The following is a 13,658-nucleotide window of genomic DNA, read 5'->3' on the forward strand; positions in this document are numbered from 1 at the left end:
AGGATCCGCCTCAGCGCGGCATCCCCTGCTGCACCGCCAGTACCCGGACGCCCCCGATCAGCTGCTGCCAGTTGGCACCCCGCTGCGCATAGAGCTCGCCGTCGGTGTCACGCACGCTCGCGTTCGACGTCTGCCCCGAGAGCGTCGAGGTGTCACCGGGGGTACGGATCGGCGCGTCCGAGAAGCCGCCGACGTGCACCGCCTCGACGTACTGGTCCTGCCCGGCGCCCGCGAGCACGCCGAGGGTGCTCGCATCGAGCCACGTGAGATCCGTTGCGGCATCCGACAGCGTCGCGAGCTTCTTCACCGGCGAGGAGAGCGAGGTGGGCGCGCCGTTGCGATCCCGCTGGATCCCCGCTCCCCAGATGGCATAGCGATCACCGTCGCGCACCACGGCGACGAGCCTCGTCCCGTCGCGCGACACCCGCTGCGCGATGACCGCGGAGGCACCCGACCATCCTCCGGACATCGGGACGGAGGTGCCACCCGGTGCATATGGGATCACCGATCCGGGTGCGTTCGACGGCACCGACCAGATGTAGCCCGCGGGATCGATGGAGGCGGCGACGAGATCCGGACGCGGGTCGAGGCGGCGGACGGGGCCGTCAGCGGGGACCTCGAGAACCGCGCCCGACGCGTCGCGGACGGCGGCGACGGTGCGATCGGCGTTGACTTCGATGTCGGTCGCCGAGATCTGCATGAGCGCGTCGGAGAGTCCGGGGATCGGCGAGATGGTCGTCCCCGACACGAACCCGAAGGCGTCGTCGGTGCGGACCAGGGGGTTGGCCGCCACCGCCGTGGAGCGGACGTCCACGCGCTGGGCCGTCAGCTGCTGACCCCCCGGAAGCAGCATGTCCACGCTCGTGATCCCGGGGACGTCGAGACTCGCCTCCAGCTGGGTCTGCATGCGGTTCAGCGCGATCTGGTCGAGCGAGCGCGCACCGTCCTGGAGCGTCACCTGCGCGACGTTGGACTGACGCGGAACGGATGTCAACTCGAGCCGTGCACCATCCGTGAACGCGCTCACCACCGCCCCGCGCAGCCAGGGCGCGGGGGCCCCGTCGACCAGTCCCTGCGCGATGTTGGTGGCGGCGTAATAACGCGGGAACCACCGCACGTCGGGCACCAGATAGGTCCACGTCGGGTCGAAGTACATCAACGCGTAGTCGCCGAACACCGCCTGGAACTGCGCCTTGTCCAGCACGATCCCATCGGGTGCTTGCGTGATCCGCCACTGCCCATCGTCTTGCTGAGCGAGCTTGAAGGTCAGCGGGATGGGGCCGTTGTCGGATGCCGGGCTCATTTCACCCGTGGCATCCACCGTCGCCACCGGCGAGACCGTCAGCACGATATCGCCGGATGCGCTCTGCTGAAGGGTGCGCTGCCCGGACGCGTAGATCGTGACGCCGGCCTGCGGCTTCCAGGTGCCCTTGTAGCTGGGGGCGAGGAACTGCTGGGCGGTCTCCCAGTTGTTCGTGGGGCCGGTGCCGGCCGCGATGAACCCCTCGACGATCTGCTGGGGGGTGGCGTCCTTGACCGGGCCCTTCGGGATGAACGCGATGTCGCCGGAGGTGCCGTCGTCCACGATCCGCACGCCCGGGTTGACCGGCCCCGAGGTCGGCAGACCCGCGCAAGCGGCGAGCACCACCATGACCGCTCCCGCGAGCACGGTGATGCCCGCCCGGCGCAGACGCCGAACAGTCATGAGCGTCCCCCCTTGTCGAACACGGTGATCGGCTGCGTGAGCCCGAGATCGTCGAGCGAAACGCCGTCCTCGCCCGGGTCGACCGGAACCGGCGAAGAGCCGTCGATGGGCTGGCCCTGCCGCGGCAGCGTCAGCACGAAGTTCGTCCCGCGTCCGAGATCCGACCAGACGGCCAGGGTGCCGCCGTGCAGCTTCGCGTCACCGAGCGCGATCGACAGCCCCAGTCCCGTGCCGCCGATCGTGCGCTTGCGCGACGGGTCGGCGCGCCAGAAGCGGTCGAACACACGCTCGGCGTCGGCGGCGCTCATCCCGAGTCCGTAGTCGCGGACGCCGATCGCGACCGCACGCTGGTTGCTGTCCACGGTGACGACGATGGGGCGACCCTCGCCGTGCTCGATGGCGTTGCCGAGCAGGTTGCGCACGATTCTGCGGACGCGGCGGGGATCCATGTCGACCGGAGAGTAGCCTCCGGGGGCGACCAGGCGCACGTCCGTCCCATGTTGATCGGCCAGCTGTTGCATCGAGGCGATGACGTCCTCGGCGAGATGCGCGAGGCTGGTCGGCTCGTACTCCAGTTGCACCGAGCCCGCGTCGTAGCGGCTGATCTCCAGCAGATCGGTCAGGAGCGTCTCGAAGCGCTGCACCTGTGCATGCAGCAGCTCCGCGGCGCGGGCGGTCGTCGGATCGAAGGAGTCGCGCTGGTCGTTGAGCATGTCGCTGGCCAGGCGGATGGTCGTCAGTGGTGTGCGCAGCTCGTGGGAGACGTCGGAGACGAAGCGCTGCTGCACGAGCGAGAGCTCGGCGAGCTCCTTGATCTGGGCTTCGATGCTGTCGGCCATCGCGTTGAACGAGCGGCCGAGGATCGCGAACTCGTCCTCCCCTCGCACCGGCAGCCGCACAGCGAGATCGCCGGCGGCGAGGGTCGCGCTGGTTTCGGCGGCCTCGGCGATCGGAACGGTCACCGAGCGCAGCACGAAGGAGGAGATCGCCGCGATCAGCAGCACGAGCCCGGCGCCCACGAGCCACAGGGTGATCTGGACGAACTGCAGGGTCTGCTGCTCCGGGGCGAGGTCGTAGGCGAAGTAGAACTCGTAGGCGCCGACCTCGGGAAACTCGAGCTGCTGCCCGACGACGATCCCGGGCACCGTGCCGCCGTCGGCGGCCGGCAGGCCGACGGACTGCCACCAGCGCTTCTGGCTGTCGCCCTGAACGGCGCCGCGCAGCCCGGGCGTGATCAACCCCGCGGTCAACCCTCCGCGCTGGAAGTCCTGCGGCGCGATCGTCGACGGCTCATCCGAGATGCGGAACGCGGCGATCATGTCGGTCCCGGCCTGCCGCGCGATCGAATCGGTCGCGTTGTTCCACAGCGACTGCAATGCGGCACCGTCGCCGTCGATCTGCGCGGCGTTGAGCGTCTGCTGGGTGGACTGCGTAGCGCGCTGCACGGCCTCCTGCACCTGCTGGACACGGGACTCGAAGAGGTCGTTCTGGATCGCGAGCGCCATCGCGACGAACGCGATGAGGATGGCCAGAGCCGTCGCACCGATCGTGATGACGAGCGTGCGAAACCTCAGCGACCGGGCCCACGCATATGCCACACGGCGCGGCCAGCTGCGCCAGTCGCGCCAGCCGGTCAGCGTCGGCACGGTCGCCGTCTGCGGCGTCATGAGCGGCCGATCACACCACCGCGCCGGCGCGATAGCCGACGCCGCGCACCGTCATGACGATCCGCGGGTTGTCCGGATCGATCTCGACCTTCGCGCGCAGCCGCTGCACGTGCACGTTCACGAGACGGGTATCGGCCTTGTAGTGATAGCCCCAGACCTGCTCGAGCAGCATTTCGCGCGAGAACACCTGCTGCGGCTTCGAGGCGAGGGCCACCAGCAGCTCGAACTCCAGCGGGGTGAGCGCGATGACCTCGCTCCCCCGGCGCACTTCGTGGGCGGCGACATCGACGACGACGTCGCCGATGCGAAGATCACCGCCCGTCGCCTCAGCGGCGGGTCGCAGCCGCGTGCGGATCCGCGCGACGAGCTCCTTCGGGTTGAAGGGCTTGACGATGTAGTCGTCCGCGCCGGACTCGAGCCCGCGAACGACGTCGGCGGTATCGGTGCGTGCGGTGAGCATGATGATCGGAACGCCCGATTCGGAACGGATGCGCGTGCAGATCTCGATGCCGTCCATCCCCGGCAGCATGAGATCCAGGAGCACGAGGTCGGGCCGCTCATCGCGCCACATCTCGACGGCGGCGGTGCCGTCGGCGCAGAACAGCGGTTCGAAGCCCTCGGTGCGCAGCACGATGCCGATCATCTCGGCGAGCGCGATGTCGTCATCGACAACGAGGATGCGGGAAGTCATTTGGCCTGATTCGTCCTTCGGGTGGGCCGGATGCCGCGACGGCGGCAGGGCGCAAGAACACAGTATCCGACGTGTCTGGGTTGAGACCGAGTGCCGCGCAGAACGACGCCGGGGCCCCTTCCGCTCGGAAGGGGCCCCGGCGTCGTTCTGACGCGTGCTCAGCGGTGAAGATCGAAGCGGTCGAGCTCGGTCACCTTGGTCCACGCCGCGACGAAGTCACGGACGAACTTCTCGGTAGCGTCGTCCGAGGCGTACACCTCGGCGAGCGCGCGCAGCTCGGAGTTCGAGCTGAAGAGCAGATCGACGCGCGTGCCTACGCCGACCTTCTCTCCCGAACCGTCCTTCACGCCGGCGAAGGCGTGGGAGCCGGGGTCCAGCGGCGTCCACGTGGTGCCGAGGTCGAGCAGATTCACGAAGAAGTCGTTCGAGAGGACGCCGACCCGGTCCGTGAACACACCGTAGGGCGAGCCGTCCCAGTTCGCGCCCAGCACCCGCAGGCCTCCGATCAGGACGGTCATCTCCGGCGCCGTGAGCGTGAGGAGGTTCGCCTTGTCGATGAGGTGGTACTCGGCGGGCATCGGTGCCAGCGGACCCTGGTAGTTACGGAAGCCATCGGCCGCGGGCTCCAGGTAGGCGAACGACTCGGCGTCGGTCTGCTGCTCGGAAGCGTCGGTGCGTCCGGCGTGGAACGGCACCTCCACCTCGACGCCCGCATCCGCGGCCGCCTTCTCGACGGCGGCGTTTCCCGCGATCACGATCAGGTCGGCGAGCGACACGTCGACACCCGCCTGCGCGGCATCCGTCTTGATACCGCCGAGCACTCCGAGCACCCGATGCAACTGGGCGGGGTTGTTCACTTCCCAGTCCTTCTGCGGCGCGAGGCGGATGCGGGCGCCGTTGACGCCGCCGCGCTTGTCGCTGCCGCGGAACGACGATGCCGCCGCCCACGTCGTCGCGACGAGTTCGGAGACCGTCAGACCCGAGTCGAGCACGCGCGCCTTCATGTCAGCGACCTGCGCAGCGTCCAGCGGAGCGCCGCTCGGCGCCGGAACGGGGTCCTGCCAGAGCAGCTCCTCCGCCGGCACCTCCGGTCCGAGGTAGCGGGTGACGGGTCCCATGTCGCGGTGCGTGAGCTTGAACCATGCACGCGCGAACGCGTCGGCGAAGGCGTCGGGGTCGTCCTTGAACTTCCGCGAGATCTTGTCGTACTCCGGGTCCATACGCAGGGCGAGGTCGCTCGTGAGCATGCGCGGCTCACGCTTGCCGTCGCTGTGGGCGAGCGGAACCATGTCGGCGCCCTGGCCGCCCTTCGGCCGCCACTGGTGCGCGCCGGCGGGGCTCTTCATGAGCTCCCACTCGTACGCGTAGAGGATGTGGAAGAACTCGTTGTCCCAGCGCGTGGGGTGATAGGTCCACGTGACCTCGAGGCCGGACGTGATCGTGTCGTCACCGCGCCCCGTGCCGTGGTTGTTCTTCCAGCCGAGGCCCTGAGCCTCCAGGCCCGCCGCCTCCGGGTTGTCTTCGAGGTTGTCGTCGGATGCCGCGCCGTGCGTCTTCCCGAATGTGTGGCCGCCCGCGATCAACGCGACGGTCTCCTCGTCGTTCATCGCCATCCGCGCGAAGGTCTCACGGATGTCGCGGGCAGAGGCCAGCGGGTCGGGGTTGCCGTTCGGTCCTTCCGGGTTGACGTAGATGAGACCCATCTGCACGGCCGCGAGGGGCTTTTCGAGTTCGCGGTCGCCGGAGTAGCGCTCGTCGCCCAGCCACGTGGTCTCGGGACCCCAGTACACGTCGTCGTCCGGCTCCCAGACGTCGGCGCGGCCGCCGGCGAAGCCGAACGTGCGGAAGCCCATCGACTCCAGCGCGACGTTGCCCGCGAGGATCATGAGGTCAGCCCAGGAGATCGACTGGCCGTACTTCTTCTTCACGGGCCAGAGCAGTCGCCGCGCCTTGTCGAGGTTGACGTTGTCGGGCCAGCTGTTCAGCGGGGCGAATCGCTGCTGACCGGCGCCGCCGCCACCGCGACCGTCGGTCACCCGATAGGTGCCGGCCGAGTGCCACGCCATGCGGATCATCAGCGGCCCGTAATGGCCGAAGTCGGCGGGCCACCAGTCCTGACTGGTGGTGAGCACTTCCTCGATGTCCTTCTTGACGGCCGCCAGGTCGAGCGACTCGAAGGCGGCGGCGTAGTCGAAGTCCGCATCCAGCGGGTTACGCACCTGGGGGTTCTTGGCGAGGATCTTGAGGTTGAGCTGGTTGGGCCACCACACCCGGTTGGCCGATCCACTCGTCGGATGCGGCTGTGCATGGATGACCGGGCAGGTCGCGGCTTCCTCGGCATACGCCTCGTCGGTGTCGGTGACGGTGACGGACTGGTCGATGTCGGTCGCGTCAGCGCCGATGCCGGCGCTGGTCGGGTCCTGGTCTGTCATGGTGTTCCTTCCGTGAGGGGTGGGGTGGCGGCGTGCGCGCATGCGGGACACAGGCCCCAGTACGTCACTTCCGCCGTGGTGAGGATGAAGCCGTGGCTGTCGGAGGGTTCGAGACAGGGCGCCGCGCCGATCGCGCAGTCCACGTCGACGACCGCGCCGCACGACGTGCACACGAGGTGGTGGTGGTTGTCGCTGACGCGCAGCTCGAAGAGCATCGGCCGACCCGCCGGTTCGATGCGGCGCACGAGCCCCGCGTCGGCGAAGTCGCCGAGAGCGTTGTACACCGACTGACGGCTCGCCCGCGGCATCCGCTCGACGATCGCGAGGAAGACGTCTTCGGCACTGGCGTGCGGATGCGTCCGCAGCGTGTCGTAGACCGCCGTGCGCGAATCGGTGACCTTCAGCCCCGCCGCCCGCAGCGCGGTCGCCGCATCGGCGGCGTCGGCACCGTGCGCGGGGGTCGCGATCGAGGGCATGCCTCCACCTTACTCAGTTTTGAAGAATTCAAAACAAAGGCGGGGTGAACACTCGCTGTGACGGGTCTATGGATCCGCGCAGGGCGCGCGAATGGTCCGTCAGTAGCGGTAGTGGTCCAGCTTGTACGGCCCCTCGACCGGAACGCCGATGTACGCGGCCTGTTCCGGGGTGAGCTCGGTGAGCTGCACACCGAGCGCCGCCAGATGCAGTCGCGCCACCTTCTCATCCAGGATCTTCGGCAGCACGTAGACGCCCACGGGATACTGCTCCCGCTTGGTGTACAGCTCGATCTGCGCCAGCACCTGGTTGGTGAAGGACGCGCTCATCACGAAGGAGGGGTGCCCGGTCGCGTTGCCGAGGTTCATGAGCCGCCCCTCGCTCATGACCAGGATGCTGCGCGGCGCACGACCGGCACCGGCAGGCAGACGGTACTCGTGCACCTGCGGCTTGATCTCGATCTTCTCGACACCCGCGATGGCCTCGAGCCCGGCCATGTCGATCTCGTCGTCGAAGTGGCCGACGTTGCCCACGATGGCGAGGTGCTTGAGGTTCTGAAGGTGCTCGACCGTCACCACGCGCGTGTTCCCCGTGCCGGTGATGAGGATGTCGACGTCGCCGATGACCGACTCCAGACGTGCGACCTGGAAGCCGTCCATCGCCGCCTGCAGCGCGCAGATGGGGTCGACCTCGCCGATGATCACGCGCGCTCCCTGGCCACGGAGCGCCTCCGCCGCCCCCTTGCCGACGTCGCCGTAGCCGACCACGTAGGCGACCTTGCCACCGATGAGCACGTCGGTCGCACGGTTGAGACCGTCCGGAAGCGAGTGGCGGATGCCGTACTTGTTGTCGAACTTGCTCTTGGTGACCGAGTCGTTGACGTTGATGCCCGGGAACAGCAGCTTTCCGGCTGCCGCGAGCTCGTACAGTCGATGAACGCCGGTCGTGGTCTCCTCGGTGACGCCGACGATCTGCGCGGCCATGCGGGTGAAGCGCTGCGGGTCGCGGGCGAGGCTCGCGCGCAGCGTGTCGAGCACGATGCGGTACTCGAGGGAGTCGTTCTCGGATGCCGCAGGCACCGCACCGGCCGCCTCGAACTCAACACCCTTATGCACGAGGAGCGTCGCGTCGCCGCCGTCGTCCAGGATGAGGTTGGGCCCGTCGAAGCCCTCGGCCGACCAGTCGAAGATGCGATCGGCCAACTGCCAGTACTCCTCGAGCGTCTCGCCCTTGAAGGCGAAGACCGGAACGCCGGCCGGCTGGTCCACGGTGCCGTGCGGACCCACCGCGACCGCGGCGGCGGCCTCGTCCTGGGTGGAGAAGATGTTGCAGCTGGCCCAGCGCACCTGTGCACCGAGGGCCACGAGCGTCTCGATGAGCACGGCGGTCTGCACGGTCATGTGCAGCGACCCGGCGATGCGGGCTCCGGCGAGCGGCTGGAGCGGACCGAACTCCTCGCGCAGCGCCATCAATCCGGGCATCTCGTTCTCGGCGAGGCGCAGCTGATGACGGCCTGCCTCGGCGAGGCTCAGGTCGGCGACGACGAAGTCATGGATGCGGGTAGGGGCGGCGGTGGTCGGCATCCGCCCATTCTCGCATCCTCATCCGGATGCCGGCCGGGACTCAGACGCGCAGCGTCTCGTGCCGGACGACGACCCAGCCCTTGGGCACCGAGAGGCGGTCGGTGTGGATGGCGCAGAGGTCGTGCGCGTGCGGGTCGGTCGCCGCGCCGAGCGGGCCGAGGGCGGCCATCTGATCTCCGTAGTCGTAGGTCAGGGTCGTCACGGCCTCGCGGGCACAGCCCACCTTCGAGCACAGTCGGGTACGCATCGCCCTCACGCTACCGGCGGCGCAGCCCGGGGCGGGGGATGCCGCGCCGCCGCCGCACGCATCGCCGACCGCGACGACGACCGCTGACTAGACTCGGAACATGATGAGGCGGCGCGCGAGCACTCCCCCGCGGGTGCGACCGTCCCGCCATGGACGGCATGGTCGCGAGGACCGCAGTCCCGTCGTGCGGCCGCCGCTTCCGGCGCAGGAGACGCGCGAAGAACGCTTCGACTTCGTCGTCGGCACGGCGGCGGAGTTCCTGCGCAGCGCCTGGCCGGAACTGCGAGACGTGCGCTTCGAGGTGGCGGCCATGCCGCCGGCGTCCGACGAGGACGGCATCCCGCGGTGGACGGTCTCGACCGAGGAGCGGCGCATCGTGCTGTACCGTCTGCCCATCGAACGATTGGGCAGCCTGCATCGCGAGGACGAGCTGCATCGGCGCATGGCCATCGAGGGCTGCGTCTTCCGCGCGGCGGCGCAATACCTCGATCGCGACCCCTGGGATCTCGGACCGGAGCGGTTCCGCTTCCTCTGACCGTTCCGCGTGGGCGTGAGTGGCCCGCGAGGACTCAGCGAGGGTAGACGGTGACGGCCGACGCCGCCGATGCGCTCGGCGCGACGGGGTAGCCCGCGATAGCGCCGGCGGCAGCATACGTCACGCCGGCCCGGACGCTGCCCGTACCCGGATCGATACGGTAGACCTCACCGGGGCGCACCGGGATCGTGACCGCACCGCCCCCCGGCACCGCGACGTCGGTCTTCGCGCCGGCGCCGGATGACGCCGTCAGAACGACCGTCTGCGGCTCACCCGTCGACGACACGATGGTGATGGTCGGGGCCGCTCCGGCGGCGACGGCGACGAGTGCGGGCGCGGTGATCGCATCGGCGGCGACGAACCAGCCGAAATCGCTGCCGGCCGCGAACCCGGAGGTGGCCCAGACGGCGCCCGTCACCGGGGCCGTCGCGCTCACCCGCACCGCGTAGGTGCCGGTGGCGAGTGCGCCCAGGTCGAGCTTGAGAGGCACCCCCGCCTGCAGGGGTACCGTCTGCGGAGCACCCACGGCCGCACCGTCGCGCACGACGGTGACGGTCGCCTGGGCGTCGGCGCCCGGCGAGAGCAGCCGCAGGGACGTCGGGACGTTGCTCTCGCCGGCTCCGCCCTGCGTCGTCACGACCGGGACACCCGGGATCACGAGATCGGTGTCCGGAACGGCGGTGGCGCCGACCTGATCGACACCTCCAGCCACGAGCACGCGCGTGAGGCTGGTCTGCAGCGCGGCACGGATCGGGGCCTGCGCCGATGTCACGCGCAGCACCGGGTTGTCCTCGCGCAGCGCGAGGGAGGCGAGCGGGATGATCCGCTGAGTGCCGGCGGCGACGACGATCGCGTTGCCCGCGACGGGGACGGCGCCGCCGCCGGCGCCGTACACGGTGATCGTCACGCGCGCCGCGACCACACCCGGATTCTCGAGAACGACCAGATCCGAGGCGCCGGTCGCCCCGGAGCCGCCGACGAGCCACGATTCCATTTCGGGCCGCGCGCAGGATGACGCAGCGAACCCGGCGAGGTCGTCCGCGCTCACCTGCGCCGAGGTCGCTGCGGCGATGTCGGCGGGCTCCCCGTCCACGGGAGCGGCGCGCAAGGTGGTCGGCCCCGTTCCGCCGGTGACGTCGGGGGCAGCCAACGTGGAGGTCGCGGCATCCGTCGAGGCCGCCTTCGACACCGCGGCAGAGGTGAGTGCCGCCGGAGCGGCGTCGGTGAGCTGGGCGGCGCGGGTCGCGTCGCGCCCCGCAGCCAGCACGGGTCCGACGCACGTCGCTACCGATGCCGTCGCGGGCGGATGCGCAGCGATGGCGAGCGTGGAGTCGGCGGTGTGCGAAGGAAGCGGCAACGCGACCAGGGCCACGCCCGCTGCTACCGCAGCCGCCGTGATGACGCCGCCGACGGCGAACCGCACGGTCGTGAGGCGACGAACGCCGGGCAGGCGGTTGCTCATCGGAGTCCTCCTCCGGGTACGCGTCGCGCGCCGATGATGCGCGGGCGACGACGGTTCAGCCGCAGCGAGCGTCGGGTGGGCAGAGCGAGCAGCAATGCGATCAGCACGACCCCGATCTGCACGGCGGCGGTGCGAGCATTGTCGACCGCCGATGCGGCAACGCGATCCGTGACCGCAGCGGTGACCCGCCACAGCTTGCCCTTTGTCGTGTCGCCGACGATCTCGAGGTCCTGGCGCTGATCGAGCGCGGTCTCGGCGGCGATGCGCACGGCGCGCGCCGCGTCGCTCTCGCCGTCGGCGGTGCCGCCGAGCAGGACGAATGCGACCCCGTGCGCGCCCAGACGCGCGACCGCGTCACCCGAGGGCACGGAGATCAGTTCGGCGGTCAGCTCCGCGGCCTCGGCGTCACCGGCGTCGGTGGACGAGCGCGCCGAGCGCAGGGTGCTCTGTCCGCCCAGGGCCGACGTCTCGCCCCAGACGACGTCCGTGACGACCGATCCGTCAGCCGCGGCGGTGAGCACGAAGGTGGCGTTGTCCAGCCCCGATCTGCCCTCCGCCTCGACATAGGCCGGCAGGGTACTGCTCGGACCGTTCGTGACGGCCGAGGTCCCCCGAGGCAGCGCGGTGATCACGGGGGCCGCACTGACCGCGAGAGCGGTCATCACCAGGGCGGCCAGCGGTGCGCGAAGCCGGGCCCGTGCCGGGAGCGCGTCGATCGTCAGCGCTGCCGATGCCAGCAGGGCGAGCCAGTACAGGCTCAGGGCGGCGCCCGGCCAGACCGCGATGCCGGTCCCGGCATCCGACGTGACGACGATGCCGATGACCGCGACCGCCGTCGCCAGGCCGCTGAGCGCGATGAGGAGGACCACGGCGGACGACGCTGTGCGCGAGACAATGGGAGCGGCCGCCGCGAGCACGATCAGGGGCACGACGAGAAGGAACGGCCACGGCCCCGCGCCGTCGACGAGCTGACCCCATTCCGAACCGCCGGCGGTGGGAAACCCGAGCGCGAGGGCGACGCGGCGGGCGAGATCGGTCGACTCCCCCGACGGCAGCGGCACCCCCGGGTCGGCGATCAGGGCCCATGGCTCGCCAGAGCCGAGACGGCGCCAGATCATCGGCGCCCAGACGATCACCGATGGAACGAGCAGCCAGACGACCCGCGCGAGTCCTCGACCGCGGCCGAGCGCTGCCGTGAGGACGATCGCGACCAGCCACAACACGACGAGGGCCGGAGCCAGCGACGGGGCGCTGGCGAGCACCGCGACGGCGATCACCGATCCCATGCCCGCCGCGGTCCACGATCGGTGCGCGGCGACGGCGGTCCACAGCAACCAGGGAAGCAGCAGATGTGCGATGACGACCGTCGGTCGTCCCGATGCCAGCGCGTCCAGCAGGCTCGGCGCCAGGGCGTAGCCCACCGCGACGACGGCGCGGGCGAGGGCGTTGTCGGTCAGGCGCGTCGCGGCGAACCAGCCGCCGAGTGCGGACAGGGGAATCGCGAGAACCCACAGCACGACGAGGACGCGCGAGGGCGCCGCGGGCCAGAGCGAGCCGAGCACGGCGACGACCGCGCTGAACGGATCGGCCGGCCCCTGCGTGTCCCAGCCGAGAGGTCGGGCACCGGAGGCCGCGTCCGCCCAGAGCTGGCCCACGGTTGCGCGCAGCGGCGCGAGCCCGCCGCCGCCGAGCACCGGCCACGCGAGCAGCGACAGGAAGGCGAGGACCGACACGAGCAGAGCTCCGAGAACGATCCAGGCACCCCCACCGGAGAAGAAGTGCAGCTCACCGCGAGCGGTGCCGTCGATGATCACGTCGTCGTCGAGGCGCTGGCGCAACTCGACCCGGCTGACCCGCAACGGTGCCAGCTGCGCCCACGACACGGAACGACCCGCGCGGATGCCGCGACGCGCATGAGCGACGGCAGCCGGTCGCAGCAGCACCGTGAGCGTGGCGCCCCATTCCGGACCGATCATCGAGGGACGCTTGCCGAGCAGCAGCACCACGGAGCGGACGATCGCCAGCGGCAGCAGAGAGAGCCAATGCAGGGGGACGGCGACGGGCGGCGCATACACGAGTCGGCGGTGCAGCTGCGCCGTGCGGCGGCCGTAGGCCCGACGCACCCCGACCGGCTCGAAGCGGTCGCCGAGAACAGGAGGGTCTGTGCGATCGGGGTCGGCGAGGGCGACGAAAGCCTGGGGGGCGAGGACGACGCGCCCCCCTCGCAGACGCGCGCGCACACCGAGGTCGAGTCCTTCGTCGGCGCCGGCGAGCGCCGTGTCGAGACCGCCGAGCGCGCGCCACGCGTCGGTGCGCACCAGGATGCCGCGCACATCCGAACCGAGCACGTCCTCACTGGCGTCGTGCTGGCCTTGATCGTGCTCGCCGTCGGCGAGGCCGACGGCGCGGCCGCCTCGCGTCATCGACACACCGAGCGACACGATGCGGTCGTTGTCGTCGGCGCGGACGAGTTTCGGTGCAGCGATCGCGACCGAGGGAGCGGTCTCGAGGGCGCCCATGAGACGGACGAGGGCGTCGGGCGCGGGCGTGGTGTCCTGGTCGAGCACCCAGACGGCATCCCCGCCGAGCCGTCGACTCGCCAGCGCGAGAGCTTCAGCGAAGGAGGTTCCTCGATCGGCGGTGATGACCGCCTCGGCGGCGGATTCCCCCGCGATCCGCTGAAGCTCGCGATCGGTCGCGTGCGGGCCGCACAGCACGATGGTGAGCGTCTCGACCGGGCGCGCCTGAGCCGCGAGCGCGGAAAGGACGCGGTCGAGACGGATGTCGGTGGCCACGCGCGCATCAGGGCGCACGACCAGCAGTGCGTGAACTCGGGCGGGCATGACGTCGTCAGCCTAGGCG

General features: G+C 70.4%; 10 protein-coding genes. 1 reads left to right on the forward strand and 9 read right to left on the reverse strand.

Features of this window, described 5'->3' with window-relative positions; all coding sequences use genetic code 11:
• Nucleotides 1-10: 10 nt before the first annotated feature.
• The 7 genes from PP359_RS05250 to PP359_RS05280 form a co-directional block, all read right to left on the reverse strand.
• Nucleotides 11-1,705: an LpqB family beta-propeller domain-containing protein gene (locus PP359_RS05250; protein ID WP_499250035.1), complete on the reverse strand. Its 1,695-nt coding sequence runs from the start codon at nt 1,703-1,705 to the stop codon at nt 11-13.
• A complete protein-coding gene (gene mtrB / locus PP359_RS05255) occupies nt 1,702-3,372 on the reverse strand; it encodes an MtrAB system histidine kinase MtrB (protein WP_036321661.1) in 1,671 nt (556 codons plus the stop codon). Before mtrB ends, PP359_RS05250 begins: the two co-directional genes overlap by 4 nt.
• A gap of 10 nt (nt 3,373-3,382) precedes the next feature.
• The gene (gene mtrA, locus PP359_RS05260; RefSeq protein WP_036321663.1) at nt 3,383-4,063 is read right to left on the reverse strand and encodes an MtrAB system response regulator MtrA; all 681 of its coding nucleotides are present in this window, start codon (nt 4,061-4,063) and stop codon (nt 3,383-3,385) included.
• 158 nt (nt 4,064-4,221) lie between these two features.
• Nucleotides 4,222-6,495 carry a catalase/peroxidase HPI gene (katG, locus tag PP359_RS05265; RefSeq protein WP_499250036.1) on the reverse strand — a complete coding sequence of 758 codons (2,274 nt, stop codon included), beginning with the start codon at nt 6,493-6,495 and terminating at the stop codon, nt 4,222-4,224.
• Entirely contained in the window at nt 6,492-6,971 is a 480-nt protein-coding gene (locus PP359_RS05270) for a Fur family transcriptional regulator (protein WP_112932616.1), read from the reverse strand. The genes katG and PP359_RS05270 overlap by 4 nt, the downstream gene beginning before the upstream one ends.
• A 99-nt stretch (nt 6,972-7,070) precedes the next feature.
• Nucleotides 7,071-8,552 carry an adenosylhomocysteinase gene (gene ahcY, locus PP359_RS05275; protein WP_499250037.1) on the reverse strand — a complete coding sequence of 494 codons (1,482 nt, stop codon included), beginning with the start codon at nt 8,550-8,552 and terminating at the stop codon, nt 7,071-7,073.
• Nucleotides 8,553-8,592: 40 nt separating this feature from the next.
• Nucleotides 8,593-8,799: a DUF3499 family protein gene (locus PP359_RS05280; protein ID WP_005048283.1), complete on the reverse strand. Its 207-nt coding sequence runs from the start codon at nt 8,797-8,799 to the stop codon at nt 8,593-8,595.
• A gap of 100 nt (nt 8,800-8,899) precedes the next feature.
• On the opposite strand from PP359_RS05280, the gene PP359_RS05285 reads away from it, so the two are divergent.
• Nucleotides 8,900-9,334: a metallopeptidase family protein gene (locus tag PP359_RS05285; RefSeq protein ID WP_039412603.1), complete on the forward strand. Its 435-nt coding sequence runs from the start codon at nt 8,900-8,902 to the stop codon at nt 9,332-9,334.
• Nucleotides 9,335-9,368: 34 nt separating this feature from the next.
• Here the strand turns inward: PP359_RS05285 and PP359_RS05290 are convergent, their stop codons facing one another.
• Nucleotides 9,369-10,796 (reverse strand): DUF5719 family protein, encoded by a 1,428-nt coding sequence (locus PP359_RS05290; protein WP_499250038.1) that lies wholly within the window; start codon nt 10,794-10,796, stop codon nt 9,369-9,371.
• Nucleotides 10,793-13,639: a glycosyltransferase gene (locus PP359_RS05295; RefSeq protein ID WP_499250039.1), complete on the reverse strand. Its 2,847-nt coding sequence runs from the start codon at nt 13,637-13,639 to the stop codon at nt 10,793-10,795. The genes PP359_RS05290 and PP359_RS05295 overlap by 4 nt, the downstream gene beginning before the upstream one ends.
• Nucleotides 13,640-13,658: the final 19 nt, after the last annotated feature.

Source organism: Sphingomonas sp. BLCC-B65 (assembly GCF_028550675.1).
GTDB lineage: Bacteria > Actinomycetota > Actinomycetes > Actinomycetales > Microbacteriaceae > Microbacterium.